The sequence below is a fragment of the Crateriforma spongiae genome (assembly GCF_012290005.1).
In the GTDB taxonomy this organism is placed as follows: Bacteria; Planctomycetota; Planctomycetia; order Pirellulales; family Pirellulaceae; genus Crateriforma; species Crateriforma spongiae.
In genome coordinates, this window is record NZ_JAAXMS010000011.1 from 22,636 (window position 1) to 41,428 (window position 18,793).

14 protein-coding genes are annotated in these 18,793 nt (G+C 60.0%); 7 read left to right on the forward strand and 7 right to left on the reverse strand.

Annotation, left to right across the window (positions count from 1 at the left end; genetic code table 11):
* Positions 1-46 precede the first annotated feature (46 nt).
* On the reverse strand, positions 47-547 hold the full coding sequence (locus HFP54_RS23030; RefSeq protein ID WP_146413529.1) for a hypothetical protein: 501 nt from the start codon (positions 545-547) through the stop codon (positions 47-49).
* Positions 548-926: 379 nt separating this feature from the next.
* Here HFP54_RS23030 and HFP54_RS23035 point away from each other — a divergent pair, with 379 nt between their 5' ends.
* Together HFP54_RS23035 and ndk are read left to right on the forward strand one after the other, a co-directional pair.
* The gene (locus HFP54_RS23035; RefSeq protein WP_168566960.1) at positions 927-2,219 is read left to right on the forward strand and encodes a hypothetical protein; all 1,293 of its coding nucleotides are present in this window, start codon (positions 927-929) and stop codon (positions 2,217-2,219) included.
* A 168-nt stretch (positions 2,220-2,387) separates the two neighbouring features.
* A complete protein-coding gene (gene ndk, locus HFP54_RS23040) occupies positions 2,388-2,846 on the forward strand; it encodes a nucleoside-diphosphate kinase (RefSeq protein ID WP_168566961.1) in 459 nt (152 codons plus the stop codon).
* Between the two features lie 143 nt (positions 2,847-2,989).
* Here ndk and HFP54_RS23045 read toward each other — a convergent pair whose 3' ends face one another.
* Positions 2,990-3,220: an FmdB family zinc ribbon protein gene (locus HFP54_RS23045; protein WP_168566962.1), complete on the reverse strand. Its 231-nt coding sequence runs from the start codon at positions 3,218-3,220 to the stop codon at positions 2,990-2,992.
* Between the two features lie 110 nt (positions 3,221-3,330).
* Positions 3,331-3,810: a hypothetical protein gene (locus HFP54_RS23050; RefSeq protein WP_146413525.1), complete on the reverse strand. Its 480-nt coding sequence runs from the start codon at positions 3,808-3,810 to the stop codon at positions 3,331-3,333.
* Between the two features lie 206 nt (positions 3,811-4,016).
* Between HFP54_RS23050 and HFP54_RS23055 the strand changes: the two genes are divergently transcribed.
* From HFP54_RS23055 to cysK, 4 genes are all read left to right on the forward strand, one after another.
* Complete coding sequence (locus HFP54_RS23055) at positions 4,017-5,237, forward strand: glycosyltransferase (RefSeq protein ID WP_168566963.1); 1,221 nt, start codon at positions 4,017-4,019, stop codon at positions 5,235-5,237.
* An 863-nt stretch (positions 5,238-6,100) separates the two neighbouring features.
* Entirely contained in the window at positions 6,101-8,026 is a 1,926-nt protein-coding gene (locus tag HFP54_RS23060; RefSeq protein ID WP_168566964.1) for a 2-oxoacid:acceptor oxidoreductase subunit alpha, read from the forward strand.
* A gap of 150 nt (positions 8,027-8,176) precedes the next feature.
* Positions 8,177-9,187, forward strand: a complete 1,011-nt coding sequence (locus HFP54_RS23065; protein WP_146413522.1) for a 2-oxoacid:ferredoxin oxidoreductase subunit beta — start codon at positions 8,177-8,179, stop codon at positions 9,185-9,187.
* A 410-nt stretch (positions 9,188-9,597) separates the two neighbouring features.
* Entirely contained in the window at positions 9,598-10,539 is a 942-nt protein-coding gene (gene cysK / locus HFP54_RS23070; RefSeq protein WP_168566965.1) for a cysteine synthase A, read from the forward strand.
* 297 nt (positions 10,540-10,836) lie between these two features.
* Here cysK and HFP54_RS23075 read toward each other — a convergent pair whose 3' ends face one another.
* The 4 genes from HFP54_RS23075 to HFP54_RS23090 form a co-directional block, all read right to left on the reverse strand.
* Positions 10,837-11,295 (reverse strand): endonuclease domain-containing protein, encoded by a 459-nt coding sequence (locus HFP54_RS23075; RefSeq protein ID WP_315853961.1) that lies wholly within the window; start codon positions 11,293-11,295, stop codon positions 10,837-10,839.
* Between the two features lie 245 nt (positions 11,296-11,540).
* Positions 11,541-12,446 (reverse strand): 4-hydroxy-tetrahydrodipicolinate synthase, encoded by a 906-nt coding sequence (dapA, locus tag HFP54_RS23080; protein ID WP_168566966.1) that lies wholly within the window; start codon positions 12,444-12,446, stop codon positions 11,541-11,543.
* A gap of 134 nt (positions 12,447-12,580) precedes the next feature.
* Positions 12,581-15,547, reverse strand: coding sequence for a CRTAC1 family protein (locus HFP54_RS23085; protein ID WP_168566967.1), 2,967 nt, complete (start codon positions 15,545-15,547; stop codon positions 12,581-12,583).
* Between the two features lie 57 nt (positions 15,548-15,604).
* Positions 15,605-16,789, reverse strand: coding sequence for an aldose epimerase family protein (locus HFP54_RS23090; protein WP_206036359.1), 1,185 nt, complete (start codon positions 16,787-16,789; stop codon positions 15,605-15,607).
* Positions 16,790-17,090: 301 nt separating this feature from the next.
* Between HFP54_RS23090 and HFP54_RS23095 the strand changes: the two genes are divergently transcribed.
* A complete protein-coding gene (locus HFP54_RS23095) occupies positions 17,091-18,593 on the forward strand; it encodes a BamB-related PQQ repeat family beta-propellar protein (RefSeq protein WP_168566968.1) in 1,503 nt (500 codons plus the stop codon).
* Positions 18,594-18,793 lie beyond the last annotated feature (200 nt).

The following is an 18,793-nucleotide window of genomic DNA, read 5'->3' on the forward strand; positions in this document are numbered from 1 at the left end:
TGACGACGGCCGTTGATTCGCCCGACGTCGTTGAACGAACCTTGCGCTACAGCGATGTGTATTCGGCCGGTGCCTGCGTCGGCGGGTGTTCGGCCATGCGAAGCGTTTGGTTTTCGGCTTCCAATTGTTCAATGCGGTCACGCACGGCATTGAATTCACCGGCAACTTCTTGCCAGTAATCACCATCCCGCAGCTTCAGTGGCCTGGTTTCGCCGTTCTCGCCACCCAATTCTTTCAAAGCGATCCGCAGACGGTACATCGGCCCGGCAAAGCGGTTGCTAAGCTTCAGCGTGTCGCGAATGAAGACGGGGATCAAAACCAGCAATACCAGCATCAACGGAACTTGATGACGGACCGCTTCGCCCACCGCGCCGGTCAACGGTTTTTCGCCGGCCATCGACAGCAGCGTCAGCATCGTGTTGGCCATCAACAGACAAACCATCAGCATCCCCCAGTGCATTAGCACGCGTAGCGCCAGGGCCCATTGCACCTGTGGGTCGATCAGCAGTCGTTTTCGGTTGGCTTGTTGTTTTGGCATGTCAGTCACCGCAGCCCCGTTTCTTTGGTAGTTCGCAATTTGATTGAAATGTATTGGCCAAGGCCGAACGAACGGAATCGACCTGTGATCCCATCCGGGCAAACTTACGTCACATCCCCCTCTGTTGCCGGATAAGGTTTCTCCGTTTGGCGATGGTAGTTTGCATCGGTGCCTGTTTTACCGCCACGATCCTTGTGACCGACAACTCCGGTGCAACGTTTCGACTTTAAACGGAACGTTCAGTGCAGTCGTTGCAACCTGAAACAGCCAACTGATTCTGGCGGCGGCCGCAAGACGAACAAGCGTTGATGTGCGGCGATCACACGCTTGGTGTTCGGCCGCGATCCTCCCCACGACCTTCCATGAATCATCCGTTGGTTACGCTGTCATGAACGAACGACGAAAACGGCTGTACCACTGGCTATGCCCGCCCGCGACCGGCCGTGTGATGGCGATCCTTGCCGCCGCCGCCACCGTGGGTTTGACTGTGGCCGCGGCGGGATATCCGGAAACGTTCCAGCGATGGCAGCGGGCTCAAGGTTGTGGATGGGGTGACGGATATCACGCCTGTCAAAGTTCCGGGGTTCGTCCGCTGGCCGACATGCCGCCGCGCAGCTACAGCAGCCTGTACGGAAGCCCGCTGGACCGGTTTCGCGGCTGCGCCGATGGCCAATGCGGCGGGCAATGGTTCCAACGCGGCCTGTGCGCAACGGGACAGTGTGGTTGTGGACGTTGTGGCGACCGTGTGCCGGCGATTAGCTTTTATGATCTGTTCGATTCGTCGACCGGCTGTGACTCCTGCGGTCCTGCGCTGCAACCATCGCTGGGGACTTCGTCGTGTCAGTGCGGGTCTTGCGGCATGCCGACCGATCCATCGGTCATGCATGACAGCGGCCAGATGATGCCGTCCCCGGCGCCCGCACCGTCAACGCCATGGAACGGTGACGAAGCGACGTTGTTGCCGCCGGTGATCGACCAACAGCCCGATCCGGCTGAACCAGAATCGTCGATTGAAAGTCCCAGCGATTTGTCCGTGGATGACCTGCCCGATGGTCCACCGGATTCGGCGTCGGATTCGGAAACCAGTGATGCGGAGGCCGACACGGACGCGGATGCTCTGTTGGATTCCGCGCCGCAACCGTCGGATGTGGAATCGATCCAGTCACCTTCGGACGAATCAGTCGAAAGTGATTTGCCCGTGACCGAAGCACCCGCGGCGGAACTGCCCGAGCCCGCGCAGTCGACGATCTACCAGCCGGAATCCGACTTGTTTTTGGGCCAAGACCCGGCGGACGACGATGACTTGCTGATCGTGCCGCCCTCGGTGCGCGATGCAGGCGAACGTCCGGTTCTGCCTCGACGCGACGACGATGCGGAAACGTTGATCGACGCAGTCCAGTCGGGCGACTTGGACGATTTGGATCGGCTGTTGCAACAGACCCGCAAACCGACGTGGCAGGAATGGAAACAGCGGGTGCATCGCAAAACGCTGCGACCCGTCCGGCTTCCATCCGCGACACCGTCATCCGACTCCACTCCCGTCCCGCGACCGGCCGCCCAAGACCGCCCGTCAAGGTTGCCATCCGGCGGCCAACGCACACGGTCGAATCCCGCCGCCGGTAACGGTTCCACTCGCACGGTTCTGCGGTCCGGTGACCAATTCATTCGCCAGCCCTGGTAACGGCCGATGCCCGGTCGCGGGGCTGTAGTCCCGTTGCCCGATCCGGCACTGCGGTTTCATACTACGCCGCGTCATCGGCCGGCCAACGATCCGGCTGGCTATTTTCGGCGACGTGGATCATCCCCACGATTCACACGCCATCACCCTTCATGACTTTTTGAAAGAACCATGCAACGCACCCTCGTTTTGCTCAAACCCGATGCGGTCCAACGTCGTCTGATGGGCGAAATCATCAGCCGTTTCGAAAAGAAGGGCCTGAACATCATCGCGATGAAGATGCTGCAGGTCACGCCGACGTTGGCCAAGGAGCATTACGCCGAACACGTCGAAAAACCGTTCTATCCTGGATTGGAAGCCTTCATCATTTCCGCCCCGATCGTTGCGATGGCGATCGAAGGCTTGGAAGCGATTCGCGTTGTGCGAGAAATGCTGGGCGCGACCAACGGATTGAACGCTGCGGCCGGCACGATTCGTGGCGACTTCAGCAGCAGCCGTCAAATGAACTTGGTCCACGCCAGCGATGGCGAAGAAGCCGCCGCGCGTGAATTGGCGTTGTACTTCAACGACGACGAAATCTGTGCGTACAACCCCGTGCTGACTTCGTTCATACGGGCCGCCGACGAATAGGCCGCACGTCGACCAGGAAGCGGTTGCAACCGATCATCCGCACAGCGTGGTCGTTCAGACATTGCCGTCACAGAACGACGATCTAAAAAAATGCCGTCGCGAATCACCGTGAGTGTTCGCAACGGCACTTTGTTTTGGCTGGATCAGATTCCGCAGGCACCACCACCGCAACAGCCACCCGGGGCGCCACAGTCGCCCGCCATCGGCAGACTGCTGCCGCCGGCGGATTTCACCGCGGGTGATGCCGGAACGCTGATCAGTTTTTCCAAGTCATGGTCGCCACAACCGGGGCATTCCGGCTCTTCGGATTCATTGCGGACCAAGACCTCCACCGTCTTTTCACACGTCTTGCATTCGTATTCATACAAAGGCATGGGCGTTCACTCTCCGGACAAAATGCATTGGCACCGATCGACCGTCGGGCCGAACGTATTTTACGCACCGGCGGGCAATGGGAAGAGGCCTGGAAGGATTGCTGCGACGACTACTTCGCCACCAGTTGGTCATCTTCCGGCTTGGCGGCCGCATCGGTGACGAACGGATTGGTGCGAATCGGTCCCTTGGCGACGCTGGACGTCAGCTCATCCGCTCGGCTAGACACGTGGATGCACGGGTTGGCGGTCGGGTTCAAGGTCTTGTGATAGTTCATGTAACCTTGAGGACCTTCATAGAAATCGGTCCGCAATCGGCCTTGGTAACCCGACGGTGCCGCGGCGGTCGGATAGGCGGCGAAAGGGCTGATCCCATAAGGTCGCGAATACCGAGCACCGTAATAGACCGGTGGATTCAGCGCGAAATAGGGCGGCGTGGGCGTGCGGGAACGATAGCGAACGCCGTAAGGCTGATAAAATCCGAACGGTTGGAATCCGAATCCGTACGGATAAGGCTGGTTCGCCTCGGCGCGGTCGGCGGCCATACCAACCGTCATGACCGTCAAAATCGCGGCAATCAATAATCGTCTCATCTGAATCGGACTCCGTAAGTTCCTCGAAGGGGGGCGGATCACTGTTGATTCGATCGCGACGACCATCGTGCGACCGAACGGTTTCATCAAAGTCAAGCCAGAACGGCACCCCACGCACTGGTTCCACGCTAATTGCCCCACCGCACCGCTTCAATTGAAAGTGCCCACAGATTCCGAGGATTTGGACTTAACCGGAGAAGCCCGCTTTGCCTGATCGTTCAGCCGCCGATTTGGATGAAAATGCATCCGATCCGCTTGCCCGATCCGATTCCGACGCGTCACAGCCCGCGTCGGTGGGGGCTACGCTGCGCGTCACCTGCTTCATTCACTCGCTGGCCGGTGGCGGTGCCGAGCGCGTCATGGCCGCGCTGGCGTCAAAGTTGGCGACGCGTCATCAGGTCACTCTGATCACTTTGGGCAGCGGCAACGACGATCGGCACGATGTCGCCCCGAACGTTGCCCGTGTTGATCTGAACGTGATGGCCGAACACGAGCCGCCGCCCGGCATCTTCCGCCGCGCCGTCGCAGCGGCCAGCCGATTGAAGGCCATTCGCCACGCCATCGTGCACTCACGGCCCGACGTGGTGCTTTCGTTCTGTGATTCCAACAACGTCAAAGTGCTGTTGGCGACCAAGGGGCTGGCGATTCCCGTCGTCGTTGCCGAACGCAGCGATCCCGCGATGCAATCGTTGGGAACGGTTGGCGATCGGCTTCGAAACATGACCTATCGTCGTGCCGCCGCGGTGGTCGCGCAGACCAATGGCCAAGCCGCGACGCTGCGTCAGATGACCGGCCGCGAAATTGATGTGATCCCGTCCGCCGTGGAGGCTCCGAACGATGCCGGTCCACTTCGCGATGAATGCCAGCGGTCGCGTGGTGATTCGGAGCTTCGGATCCTGGCCGTCGGACGTCTGGAAACAGAAAAGGGATTCGATCGGTTGATCCAGGCGTTTGCGCTGGGCGTTAGCGAAACCGATCAAGCAATGTCGTTGCGGATTGTCGGCGAAGGATCCCAGCGGGATGCGTTGATCGAACAAGCGGAGCGTTTGGGTGTCGACGCGGCGGTGCAATTGCCCGGTTGGTGCCGCCCGATCTGGCCGATGTACGCCGGGTGTGATTTGTTTGTGCTGCCCAGTCGCTACGAAGGATTCCCGTCGGCGTTGTTGGAGGCGATGTCTGTGGGCGTGCCTTGCGTGTCGGTCGATTGTCCCAGCGGCCCGCGAGAGATCATTCGCGATGGAGAAAACGGCTGGCTGGTGGAAAACACCGTCGCCGGCATCGCCGGTGGCATCACCGCATTCGCCGGTCGCCCCGACGATGTCACGGCCGCCGTCGCCGATCGTGCTCGCAATGACGTCCGCCAAAACTTCCGGTGGGACACTTTGGTCGACCGCTTCGACGCCGTCCTAAGGCGATGCGCGAAGTAGTTTCCCGGCCCACTGACTGAACGAGAAATGCAGCCAGCCCACCCACCCCACTTCACCCTCCCTCCGGGAGGGTCGAGCCTTGGCGAGGGGAGGGCCGCATCATATTGCACACCCTGCCCGGAATCTCGTTCCCCGATTCCAACCCTCCCTCGACGTGAGCCGTGACGCGTCAGCGGCCGGGCCCCCACCCCACTTCATCCTCCCTCCGGGAGGGTCGAGCCTAAGCGAGGGGAGGGCTGTGCCATCCTTCACACCCTCCCCGGAATCTCGTTCCTCGATTCCGACCCTCCCGCGGAGCAGGAGGGTGCAATCAAACCATCCATTACCCTCCCTCGACATGAGCCGTGACGCGTCAGCGGCCGGGCCCCCATCCTTCACCCTCCCTCCGGGAGGGCTGCGCCTTAGCGAGGGGAGGGCCGCATCATCCTTCACACCCTCCCCGGAATCTCGTCCCTCGATTCCGACCCTCCCGCGGAGCAGGAGAGTGAAATCAAACCGTCCATCACCCCCAACTTCGACCCTTTCTGTTGAGAACCGTTCTCAGCAGCCTCTTGCGTCAAAACTGACGATTTGCCACGCTGCGGCAGATCGAAGCGGGCTCGCAAAGTTGGCAAATCGGGTAAAGAGCGTGGAAAATCCGACCTTCCGGTGATCCTGAACTAGCCGTGCTCGGTCCGAATTATAGAATTTTTAACAAGTATCCGATCCGGAATGATCGATACATCCCACACGGCCGGCCCGATTCGAACGAAGGGCACAACCGCCACAACCCGCTGGCGGATGCAAAATTGTCGCGTCATTGACCGCGGCAACCTCATTGCCGGCTGTCATTTTGAACACTCAAGCCTTTGCACGGTTTTTCCATGACGGCATCCCAACCCGGTCCCCTGGCCAACGACGTCTCCGGCACCGAAGTATCCGACAACGCCGGAAAATCGGTGCGTTCGGTTACCGGGATCACGGTTCGTTTGGCCGGCGATAGTGGCGATGGGATGCAGTTGTTGGGCACCCAACTGACCAACACCAGCGCGCTGGCCGGCAACGACGTCGCGACATTCCCCGATTTCCCTGCGGAGATCCGCGCCCCGCGTGGGACTCGCGCCGGTGTGTCCGGGTTCCAGTTGCAGTTCGCTTCGGAAGAAATCTTCACGCCCGGCGACACGCTGGACGCCCTGGTCGTGATGAACCCGGCCGCGTTGGTCACCAACCTGGGCGATCTTCGCAAAGGCGGCATCTTGATCGCCAACGAAGACGGCTTCAACGCGAAAGAATTCAAGCTGGCCAAGGTCGAATCGGACCCGCTGGAATCGGACATCATCAACCAGTCGTATCGATTGGTGAAGGTTCCGATGACCAAGCTGACTCGAGCCGCGGTGGAAGAACACGGCTTGAGCGCCAAAAACGCCGATCGTTGCAAGAACTTCTTCGCAATGGGGTTGGTGTACTGGCTGTTCGGCCGGTCCTTGGAACCCACCCTGCGGTTCATCCAAGAAAAGTTCTACAAGAAACCAGACGTGGTCGCGGCCAATGAAGCGGCACTGCGTGCGGGATGGGCTTACGGCGAAACGACCGAAGCTTTTGGCGAATCGTATAGTGTCGACGCTGCGGAATTGCAGCCAGGCACGTACCGCAACATCATGGGCAACCAGGCGTTGGCTTGGGGGCTGATCACGGCGTCAAAGATCTCGGGTAAAGAACTGTTTTACGGCACTTATCCGATCACGCCCGCATCCGACATCCTGCACGAACTGACCAAGCACAAGAACTTCGGCGTGCGAACCTTCCAAGCGGAAGACGAGATCGCCGCGATTTGTGCCACCATCGGTGCCGCGTTCGGCGGCGAAATGGCAGTCACCGCCAGCAGCGGTCCTGGAATCGCGCTCAAGGGCGAAGCCATGGGCTTGGGCGTGATGATGGAAATGCCCATGATCGTGATCAACGTCCAACGTGGCGGTCCCAGCACAGGTTTGCCCACGAAGACCGAACAGAGCGACTTGTTGCAAGCGATGTTCGGACGCAACGGTGAAGCCCCGATGCCGGTTTTGGCTCCGTGTTCGCCCGCGGACTGTTTCGACATGGCGATCGAGGCTTGGCGAATCGCCGCTGAAACGATGACCCCGGTCATGCTGTTGTCCGACGGTTACATCGCCAATGGCAGCGAGCCGTGGAAGATTCCGGAAATGAATTCGTTGCCCAAGATCACGATCCAGCACCCGCCGGCCACGTCGGGCGAAGAACCGTTCTTGCCGTACGAGCGTGACGAAAACCTGTCGCGACCTTGGGCCGTTCCCGGAACCGACGGACTGATGCACCGCATCGGCGGTCTGGAGAAAGAAGACCGCACGGGCAACGTCAGCTATGACCCAGACAACCACCAACACATGGTTCAAACCCGCGCGGAAAAGGTCGCTCGGATCGCCGACCGGATTCCCGAACAGGACGTGTTGGGTGAAACCAGCGGTGACGTGTTGGTCGTTTCGTGGGGCGGGACCTACGGTGCCTGTCACACCGCCGTCAGCCGTGCCCGGATGGACGGACACGACGTCAGCCACGCGCACCTGCGTTACCTGAACCCGATGCCACGCAACATCGGCACGCTGTTGAAATCGTTCCGCAAAGTCATCGTGCCGGAATTGAACGCCGGACAGCTGCGGATGCTGTTACGCAGCGAATTCCTGGTCGACTGCATCGGCATCAACAAGATCAAAGGCAAGCCGTTTACGGTGAACGAACTGGTCGATGCGATCCAGTCGCACGCCGCGCCGGCTCGCAAAAGCAAAGCCGGATAAGATCGATCCGGTCACCGTGTCATCTGTGATTCGGTTGCGAACAGGCGTTTGCACCGGAGACTCGCGTGACGCTTCACCGATCGACCTGCCGTTCCGTTCCTTCGCTGCCACCCCGACATTTCAACGTTCTCCTGCAAGACCGAGCCACTCATGTCTTTGCCCGTTCTGAAAGCCACCGACTTTGCCTCCGATCAAGACGTCCGCTGGTGCCCCGGCTGTGGCGACTATTCGATCCTGGCCCAGATGAAGAAAGTCTTGCCCAACGTCGGCGTGCCGCGTGAAAAGATCGTCTTCATCAGCGGGATTGGTTGCAGCAGCCGTTTTCCGTACTACATGAACACCTACGGGATGCACAGCATCCACGGACGTGCACCGGGGTTTGCCACCGGATTGAAGTCGACTCGGCCCGATCTGATGGTTTGGGTGATCACCGGCGACGGTGACTCGTTGTCCATTGGCGGCAACCACTTCATCCATGCGATCCGCCGGAACTTGGACATCAACATCGTTTTGTTCAACAACCGGATCTATGGATTGACCAAGGGCCAATACAGCCCGACCAGCGCCGAAGGCCAGATCACCAAGAGCACCCCGATGGGCTCGATCGATCACCCGCTCAGCCCGCTGTCGATCGCATTGGCCGCCGAGGCCACCTTCGTCGCGCGCAGCATGGACGCCCACGTCAAGCACCTCGGCGACATGCTGATGGCTGCGTCCCAGCACAAGGGCACGTCGCTGGTGGAGGTGTACCAGAACTGCAACGTCTTCAACGACGGCGCGATGGCGTACGCCCAGGAAAAGAAACAGCGTCCGAACAACATCATCGAACTGGAACACGGCAAGCCGATGATCTTCGGCGAAAACCGTGATAAAGGGATCCGTCTGACCGGCAACCACTTGGAAGTCGTCGACACCGCGGACGTGCCCGCCGATGATCTGCTGATTCACGACGCCCACAACCCGGATCCGTCGATCCAAATGATGCTGGCTCGCATGCGTTACCCGGTGATGCCCGAACCGTTCGGCATCTTGCGTCAGGTCGACGGCGTTGCCACCTACAACGACCAGATCAACGATCAAGTCACGACGGCGAAGCGGGAAAAGGGCGAAGGCGATTTGAACACCCTGTTCCATTCGGGCGACACCTGGAACGTCGCCTGATCACGTTTGCGAAGCGATCATCGCCCGGGTGGTGGTGATACTTGCACTCGAATCCGCGTGTCATCGTCCGACTGCCCTGGCATGACGCTTCGGCATTCGCCGCGTGGGCACTGATTTAGAGCGCGTTCGGTCTTCTTTTGAACATTCACGGGCACTTCACGGATGAAGTCACCGCCGATGTCTCCGACGAATCATGCCGCCATCACTTTTGTGACGGTGTCCCCCACCGTACGCGCGGCGGAAAATTCGTATCATGACGCTCTTTCGGGCCGAAATGCGGAATCGGATTCGGTTTCATCCAGATCCGCTTCTCGGTACCCGCATCATCGCGTTCACGTCGCGGCGCGGCGGTCGCACCCATCCATCGCACATTGACATCGCATTCACCCAGCATCGCAGAGGCTTACCCCATGCCGCGAAATCACACGTTTGACAACGTCGCCAAGGCGATCGGTGACACCCCGATGATTCGCATCAACCGCCTGGTCCCCGACGACCATGCGACGGTGTTCGCGAAGTGCGAATTTTTCCAACCGCTGAACAGTGTCAAAGACCGGATCGGCGTCGCGATGATCGAAGCCGGCGAGAAAGACGGCAGCATCACGTCGGAAACCCACGTCATCGAGCCGACCAGCGGCAACACCGGCATCGCGTTGGCCTTCGTCTGTGCCGCCAAAGGATACAAGTTGACGCTGACGATGCCGGAATCGATGTCCGTCGAACGGCGAGCCCTGTTGCGGGCGATGGGCGCGAACCTAGTTTTGACACCGGCCGCCGACGGGATGGGCGGTGCCATCGAAAAGGCTCACGAATTGGTCACCCAGACCGACAGTGCTTTCATGCCACAACAGTTCGAAAACCCGGCCAACCCGGCGATCCACGAAGCGACCACGGGACCGGAGATCTGGGAAGACAGCGATCACAACATCGATGCGATCGTCGCCGGCGTCGGCACCGGCGGAACCATCACCGGGGTCGCACGTTATCTGAAGTCACGCAATCCGGACTTCAAAGCCATTGCGGTGGAACCAAAGCATTCGCCGGTCATCAGCGGTGGGTCGCCAGGCAAGCACCGCATCCAAGGCATCGGTGCCGGCTTCATCCCCAAGAATTTGGACACCGCAATCATTGATGACGTGATCCAAGTCGACGACGAAGACGCGTTCGCTTGGGGCCGCAAGCTGGCCAAGGAAGAAGGCATCGTGGCGGGGATCAGCAGCGGTGCCAACATGTGTGCTGCCGCCCAATTGGCCGCTCGACCGGAAATGAAAGGCAAGCGAATCGTCACGATCATGTGCAGCCTGGGCGAACGCTATCTCAGCACACCGCTGTTCGGCGACCTGGGTCTATAGTCGCCGTCTTCACCCTCCCTCCACGTACGTCGTGACGCGTCAGCGGCCGGGCCCCCACAAATTCACCCTCCCTCCGGGAGGGTCGAGCCTAGGCGAGGGGAGGGCCGCGTCGCATCGACAAACCGAACCCGCGGCTAGCGCCCAGCGGCTCAAATCGTCGCCTTTCGCTCCCGCGAAAGTAGCGTCCGCCCCACCCCCAAACTCCCTCCCCGGAATCTCGTTCCTCGATTCCGACCCTCCCAAAAACAGGAGGGTGAATTCAAACTGTCCTTCACCCTCCCTCCGGGAGGGTCGAGCCTACGCGAGGGGAGGGCCGTGTCTCCCTTCCCTACCTCTCTTCGCGGGCGACGCATGAACGCTGCGAAACCCGGATCCACCCAGCGCTCTCTTGCGAAACTCGTACGGAATTTCCAAGAAACTCGCGATCGCGCGACATACCGCCTCAGCGTCCTGTTCGACCTCTTGGTCGGTGAACCGAATGGCTCGCCAACCCAAGCCTTCGATCGCTTTTTGCCTTTGCAAATCGGATTCGGCATTCTCGTCGTGATACCCGCCGTCGATTTCAACGACGAGTTGCTCGCTGACGCAAGCGAAATCCGCGATGAACGATCCGACCGGGTGTTCACGTCGAAACTTGAGTCCGCACAACTGCTTGCCACGGAGCAAACTCCAAAGCAGCCCTTCGGAGGTGGTCGACTCACTTCTGCGCTGACGTGCATGATTGATCAGACGCTGTTCGCTCGTCTTTCTCGCCACCGCACACCCTCCCCGCGTGAGTTCGCTGGAGCTCACTTCGCGACCCTCCCGCAGAGCAGGAGGGTAAAATCAAACCGTCCTTCACCCTCCCTCCACGTGAGCCGTGACGCGTCAGCGGCCCGGCCCATACGAATTCACCCTCCCTCCGGGAGGGTCGAGCCTAAGCGAGGGGAGGGCTGCTGTTGTAATACCCTCAGGCTCCGAATAACAGCTCGCAACCTGTTCCGACGTGTCAAACCCAACGTTCAAGAAACCGCCGCGGCCGAAATCCCAAACGCGTTCAAAGTCGCCGCCAGCTTCTCCTTGCCGGCGTCGTCCAGCGGCGTCATCGGCAATCGCAATTCACCGCTGTCACGCCCCAGCATCGCCATCGCCGCTTTGACCGGAATCGGGTTGGTCGCCAGTCCCAGCATGTTGCTGCACAGCGAATACAAACGGTGATGCAGCCGCTGGGCCGTCGCCAAATCACCGGCCACGGCCGCTTGAACCAACTCGCTCATGTCGCCCGGGACGATATTGCCCGCCACGCTGATCACGCCTTCCGCACCCACACTGATCATCGGCAACGTCAACGAATCGTCGCCCGACAGCACCGTCAGGTCGGTCGATCCCAAAACCGCGGTGCACTGGTCCAGCGAACCGGTCGCTTCCTTGACCATCGTGATGCCCGGAACATCGCTCAGCCGCGCAATCGTGTCGACTTCGATGTTCTTTCCCGTACGCCCGGGAATGTTGTAGACGCACACCGGGATATCAACGGCTTCGGCCACCGCTTTGAAGTGCTGGTAAAACCCTTCCTGCGTCGGCTTGTTGTAATACGGGGCGACCTGCAGCGTCGCGTCGGCACCTTCGGCCGCCGCGCGTTTGGTCAATCGCAACGCTTCGGCGGTACTGTTGCTGCCCGTTCCCGCCATCACTTTGCAGCGACCGGCAGCGATTTGGATCACTTCGCCGATCACCTTCTCGTGCTCATCGTGCGACAGCGTCGGGCTCTCACCGGTCGTACCGGCGGGAACCAGACAAGTGATGCCGGCTGCGATCTGAAATTCGACCTGTTCGCGAAGGCGTCCATAGTCGACTTCGCCGTCACGAAACGGCGTCACAATGGCGACCGATAAGCCAGCGAAATCCGAACCTTTGCGTGTCGTCATCTTTGCTTTCAATGTCGGAGTCTTGAATTTTGGCATCAACTTACCGGAACCGCACCAGATTCTGTAGGGTCAATCAGTGCGGGGCGATCCAGAAAAGCCGGCCTGGTGAAGAGCCCCCCAGGGTTCCGGCTGGACTATTGCCCGGCCGACAATCCGCCCAGCAAAATCGGATCCGATTCGCCCTGGCGAAGCTGCCAAACGCTTCCGGCCGCAAGCGGTCCCAGGTCATCCGTCCCGCCGCCGGGCCAGCGGACCTGTACCGATTCAATCGTCTCGCCCGACGCCAGCGTGGTCTTCAAAACTCGGTCGTGCGTCGACTGGTAACCGAATCCGGCGACCCGCTGAATGACGCGATTACGCAAATTGGTTTTCACCGTCACCGTCGCACCGACGGCGTCGCGATCACCGTTGCTGGCGACCAAATCGAAAGCGATCCATCGGTCCGGCGTTTCCACATCACTGTGATTGATCAACAGCCCCGCAGGTTCACCCAAGTGCGTGATCGCGATGTCGGTCAGACCATCGCGATTGAAATCCGCCAGTCCGATCGCGCGGCCGACATGGGGTTCTTCCAAATAGGTGCCTTCGGTTCGCAAGTCGTCCCACAACCGGATGCCCGACGTTCGCAACACCTGCGCCGGTTGTTTGAACGGTAATCCCGGGTCCGTGTTCTTGTTCACCAAGCCGTTGGCGATGAAGACTTCGTCGCGACCGTCGACGTCCAAGTCGGTCAACGCGACGCCGAACCCCAGCATGACCAACGAGATGTCGGTCATCCCACTCATCGCCGCCCGGTCAATGAAGTGCCCGGCGGATTGCTGGACGAAGAAATTGTTGTGCTCGTTGGTATAGTTCGTGACCACCAGATCCATGTCGCCATCGTCATCCGGGTCACCCCACGCGATGCCCATGCATCCCTGCGGTCGCCCAGCCGAACCGACGGCCAGCCCTCGCAGCGTTCCCATATCCACCCAGCGATCATCACGACGTTGCCACAGATGGTTGGCCGATTGGTCGTTGGCCACCAACACATCCAATTCGCCACTGCCATCGACGTCGGCCACCAAAACGCCCAAGCCGCGGCCTTGTCGTGACGGTTCGTCCCAGTCGCCGTCGTTGCGAAAGGTCCCGTCGCCGTTGGATAGCCACAAATAATCCGGCGTCGGACCGAACGCCAACGGCATGCATGCGGTCAGTTCGCCATCGTTGTCATAGCAAGGCAAATCCAGCGAGGCCGGCTTTTCGGTGTAGTTGGTCTCGATCAGATCGCTCAGCCCATCGCCATTCAAATCAGCCATCGCCACGCTGCACGACCATTGGCGGCTGGTCATCTGTGCTTCGTCGGTCGCGTCACGAAACGTGCCATCCCCGCGGTTGATCCACAGCCGATTTCGGTCCACCGTCGCGATGAACAAGTCATCAAACCCGTCGCCGTTAACGTCACCGGCCGCCACGCCCTGGCCGTATCCCCGCGAATCAATGGCCCAGTCGGGCGCTCGCGCGAACCTCCCATCATGGTTCCAAAACAATGCATCGGAGGTGCCGGCGGTCTCCGTCGCGCCGCCGGAACGTGGGTCGCTGCCCGCTTGCGTCATCAAGATGTCCGGCCATCCGTCCCGATCAAAATCGCGTGCCGCGACGCCACCGCCGGTGATGTGCAAAATCCATCGTCCCAGCGATCCGTCGGGCTCGCCGTGGTTGAACGTGAACTCCAGCCCGCGTTGTTTCGCTTCGTCGATCAACCGAACCGGCGTCAATTGTTCAAAGTCGACACTGGGAATTCGGCCCGATGCCGTGTCCGCGACGTCGTTTGTGTCGGTGGGCTCCAGCTCCGATGCAACGACTGGATACTCTTGGCGAAGTGAGGCCAAGAGGTTGCGGCGATCGGAGGTTCGAGCCGCACGGTTGATCGAACGTGTTTGCGCGGTCAAATCATCTACCGGCTCGCTGGTTCGCGATGACGCCAGCCGAGTCCAAAACTGGACTTCACGTTCGCGTCCCAGCGTCGCCAGTAATTGCGCGATCTCCAAACAAGCTTTCTGCGATTGCTGGCCGCTGTTCAGAAACGTCCCCTGGGCCATGCACAGTTGTTTGTAGGTGGCATCATCCGCCGTGAACGCCTTGGCCGAATCCAGCTTTCCAGCGGCCGCCAAAACTGTCGCCATGCGTCCGGACGCCAGCATTCCCAAAAACGGATCGTCGACGGATTTTGCGAACGCTCCGATCGCCGCTTCGTTGGCCCCCGATTGTTGATTGGCGACGCCGAGGGCGTACCAATACTCCGCTCGGTCGATGCTGTCGGGAGAAAACTCCTGAAGCAGTTCTCGAAGCGACTGGAAATCCGCAGAATCAGCGTACAAAAACCCCAGCAGTCCGATCGCCGGTCGATAATCAGCATGCTGCTGGACGATTGGTTCCAAGACTTCGATGGCCGATGCACGGTCTTGAGCCAGCCATTGGCGGACGGCCGCCGCCATCGCCGGCCGTTGATCCGTCGGGTGTTTTTGCAACGCCGCCTGGATGAATTCGTCGTTGGTCTCGCGAGGTTGACGGAAACACGTCAACAACGCGGCTTCCAACGGCTCGATGCGTCTGGCATCCAGCAAGTCCAACATCGCTTGCTGTGACAGCCAAACATCACCGACGATCGCAGCCAGACGACTCAATTGGCGACGTTCGAACTCCGTCGGCTCGTCCGTATGTTGCAGTTCTTCAATACACAGCATCACGTCGCCGGCGGCACATCGGGCGTCGATCCATTGCTGGCGAATTTTGTCGTCGACCGTCGCGCCCGATTCGATGAAGGCTTGGTATCGCTGGGCCGCTTCGTCCCATCGGCCACGCTCGGCCGACAGCTCCGCCGCCAGTTGCAGCACTTCCAAATCGTCCGGACGACGGACCATTTCCGCGACGACCAATTCATCGGCTGCCGCCAAGTTGCTCGACCGGATCAACGCACGATACTTCGTCCGAAAACTCTCCGGGCGTCGCTCGGTCGTCTCTGGCGTCTCCGTTTGCCGATCACATCCGGACGGCCCGGCCAACAAGATCAACGCCGAAAACAGCGTCACCGCGGAAATTCGAATTTGCTTTTTGTTCATGTGGACAATTTATCGCATCCTTCCGTTCCCGAAATGCGCCCACCACCAAGGAGGAAATCAATCGTTGCGGACACCGAATGTGTGCACGGTGATTTCGCGAAACGTCTGACCAGGACGCAGCAAAGTCGACGGAAATTTTGGCTGGTTGGGTGAATCGGGAAAGTGCTGCGTTTCCAAGCACAGGCCCTGTGGATTGCCCGTGTAAAGCTGGACGCCGGGCTGTGTGGTGTGGACCCTCATCGTGCGCCCCGACGATGGTTCGTAAACACTGGCGCACCTTCGCAAACTGCCATCCCAGCCCCGGATGACATAACAATGGTCGTAGATTCCGTAATCTGTTTCGCTTTGTCGCGAGCCCACCGCACGCGGCTGGCGAAAATCCATCGGCCCACCATCGACGGATCGGATCTCGCCCGTTGGAACCTTCTTTTCATCACCCACCAAGTATTGATCCGCCTGTAATGTGACGATGTGATCCGCGACCGTGGACTCTGTGTCCGCACCGGCCAAGTTCCAGTAAGCGTGATTGGTCAGATTCACAACCGTCGCCGCATCGGTCGTCGCCCGGTAATCCATGATCAGCCGCCCGTCGGATGTCACCGCGTAAGTCATCGTGACTTTCAAGGTTCCGGGATAGCCCGCTTCGCCGTCAGGGCTGGTCAGCCGCAATCGCACGCCCGCTCGATCGGGCTTCGTGAATGGTTCCGCGGCCCACAATTGGTTTTGAAAGCCCGTCTTGCCGCCGCCGTGAATGTGGTGCTTTCCCGCGTTCTTTGTCAGATCGTACGTTTCGCCATCAATGCGAAACGATGCACCGGAGATCCGGTTGGCGTACCGACCGACCACACTGCCCAAAAGCGGATGACCGGCCAAGTACTCGTCCAGCGTGTCACGGTGCAGCGTGATGCTGGCCCACTGGCCGTCGCGATCGACGGTCTCGACATTCTGCAGCGTGGCACCCAGGCTGATCACACTCGCCCGAACCGACGTACCGTTGTCGATGGTGAACCGCTGCACCCGCGTCCCGTCAGACATCGCCCCAAAGTCTTCAGCGGTCACGGTAACGGCGTTTGAACCGGACGATGGTTCATCGGCGACGCCGTGAGTTACCACTGCCAGCGTCACGAAACCCGCCATCGCAATCGCGGCCAACTGCAACGTGTTGGCCAAAACAGACGACCGTCGTGCAGGGCAGGGGACCGAGTGAATACGATCGGCAAATCGCAAAAAATTTAGACGCATGGAAGACGAACCGTGGCGGCGTAGGGTGCGGTCCGGATGAAAGACCGTTGGTGGATCGTTAATGGTACCAAAGCCCGCTGGCAATCATGGGATGCCTCAAAATTCGCCAGACATCCGGCGATACCGTGTCGGCTAAACTGAAGTGGTCGATACGCACCCATCGGCCCCGCCAATCATCCCACCCAGCCAAGCTGAACACCCCTCCATGATTCGTTCAAACGGTTTCAAGAATCCTCGCTTGCTCCGCCAACGCGATACCTTCTCCCGCGCGTGCCGCATCGCGAAACAGAGGATTGGGACGATGCCACCCGACCGTCGATTCACGCTGTTCGGTGGCTTGCTGATCATCTTTGGGCTTGCGCACCTCTCGGCCGATCAACCGCAATGGGGCGACCCACGGACCCACAACTCGGTCTCCGACGAAACCGGTCTTCCCGATCAATTGGATCCCAACGCCGCAGGAAATTTGCGGTGGTCGATCGATATGGGCAATTCGTCCTACGGCACGCCGGTGATCGTCGGCGGCAAGGTCATCATCGGCGGCAACAACAGTGCCCCCATGGACGATCGATTCACGGGGATCCGCGGGACGCTGTTGTGTTTGGATGAAGCGACCGGCGAATTGATCTGGCAATTGACCGTGCCGAAGTTGACGGACAAGAAGTACCTGGATTGGCATCTCGGCGGAATCTGTTCCGCGCCGACCGTCGTGGGTGACCATGTTTATGTGGTCAGCAATCGTGCGGAAGTCTTGTGTCTGGACATCAACGGATTGGCCGATGGGAACGACGGCCCGTTCGTGGATGAAGCCGCTTTCGTCGCTGGCAATTCCGAAGCGGCAATCACGCTAGCGGATCATGACGCCGATATCCTTTGGCGATATTCCATGCCCGAGCAATTGGATGTGCATCATCACGATGCCGCCCACAGTATCATCCTGGCCCATGGCGATCACCTTTACCTGAACACGGCCAACGGCGTCGATCCGAAGCACAGTCACATCCCCCAACCCGATGCGCCCAGCCTGGTCGTGTTGGATCGTCACACCGGACGACTCTTGGCCACCGATGGTTTGGGGATCGGCAACGAGATCTTTCATTGCAATTGGTCGTCGCCCGTGGTCGCCAATGTCGACGGCCGCGAACGTATCCTGTTTTGCGGCGGCAACGGCATTTGTTACGGCTTCGAACCCCTGGTGTCTGACGCGAAGCCCGGTCGCGGGCGAACGCTTCGCAAAGTCTGGCAGTTTGATCTGGACCCCGGTTCGCCGAAGGAACACGTCCACGACTTCGTCGGCAATCGGCACGAGAGTCCGACGAACGTGATGAGCCAGCCGGTGGTCGTGGACGATCGGTTGTTCGTCAGCAGCGGCGGCGACATCTGGTGGGGAAAAAACGAAGCCTCACTCCAGTGCATCGATTTGTCGGGCACCGGCGACGTGACGAAAACCAACTTGTTGTGGCGATTTCCTCTGGGGCGTCACTGCAGTGCATCCCCGACCATCCACAACGGCTTGGTCTACATCGGTGATTTTGGACGCACGTTCTATTGCCTGGATGCCGACTCCGGTGCAACCGTTTGGGAACATCCGACGAAAGCAGAATTCTGGTCGACCGCTCTGGTCGCCGACGGCAAAGTCTACGTGGGGAACAAACGAGGATCGATGTTTGTTTTTGAAGCCGGTCGACAAAAGAATTTGATCAGCGAAACGCAGTTTGAGACCGGCCTGTACGGCAGCCCCGTCGCCTCGGGCGGCACGCTGTACATCTCCACCTTCAGCCGTTTGTTCGCATTCGCCCGCTGACTTCCACACCCCAATTCCCGGTGCCTCACGGCCCACGGCTCACCCCAAACCACCGCCCCCGTGAGCCGCCGGCCGTCAGGCCTCGGGCCCTTGTTCCCTTCCACTGCCACATCCCCAATCCCGGTGCCTCACGGCCCACGGCTCTCTCTAATCCGCCGCCCCCCCGTGAGCCGCCGGCCGTCAGGCCTCGGGACCTGCCC

Coding starts and splice junctions, on each gene's coding strand:
- HFP54_RS23035 (WP_168566960.1), top strand. CDS start 927: ATGAACGAACGACGAAAACGGCTGTACCACTGGCTATGCCCGCCCGCG.
- ndk (WP_168566961.1), top strand. CDS start 2,388: ATGCAACGCACCCTCGTTTTGCTCAAACCCGATGCGGTCCAACGTCGT.
- HFP54_RS23045 (WP_168566962.1), bottom strand. CDS start 3,220: ATGCCTTTGTATGAATACGAATGCAAGACGTGTGAAAAGACGGTGGAG.
- HFP54_RS23050 (WP_146413525.1), bottom strand. CDS start 3,810: ATGAGACGATTATTGATTGCCGCGATTTTGACGGTCATGACGGTTGGT.
- HFP54_RS23060 (WP_168566964.1), top strand. CDS start 6,101: ATGACGGCATCCCAACCCGGTCCCCTGGCCAACGACGTCTCCGGCACC.
- HFP54_RS23065 (WP_146413522.1), top strand. CDS start 8,177: ATGTCTTTGCCCGTTCTGAAAGCCACCGACTTTGCCTCCGATCAAGAC.
- cysK (WP_168566965.1), top strand. CDS start 9,598: ATGCCGCGAAATCACACGTTTGACAACGTCGCCAAGGCGATCGGTGAC.
- dapA (WP_168566966.1), bottom strand. CDS start 12,446: ATGACGACACGCAAAGGTTCGGATTTCGCTGGCTTATCGGTCGCCATT.
- HFP54_RS23085 (WP_168566967.1), bottom strand. CDS start 15,547: ATGAACAAAAAGCAAATTCGAATTTCCGCGGTGACGCTGTTTTCGGCG.
- HFP54_RS23090 (WP_206036359.1), bottom strand. CDS start 16,789: ATGCGTCTAAATTTTTTGCGATTTGCCGATCGTATTCACTCGGTCCCC.
- HFP54_RS23095 (WP_168566968.1), top strand. CDS start 17,091: ATGCCACCCGACCGTCGATTCACGCTGTTCGGTGGCTTGCTGATCATC.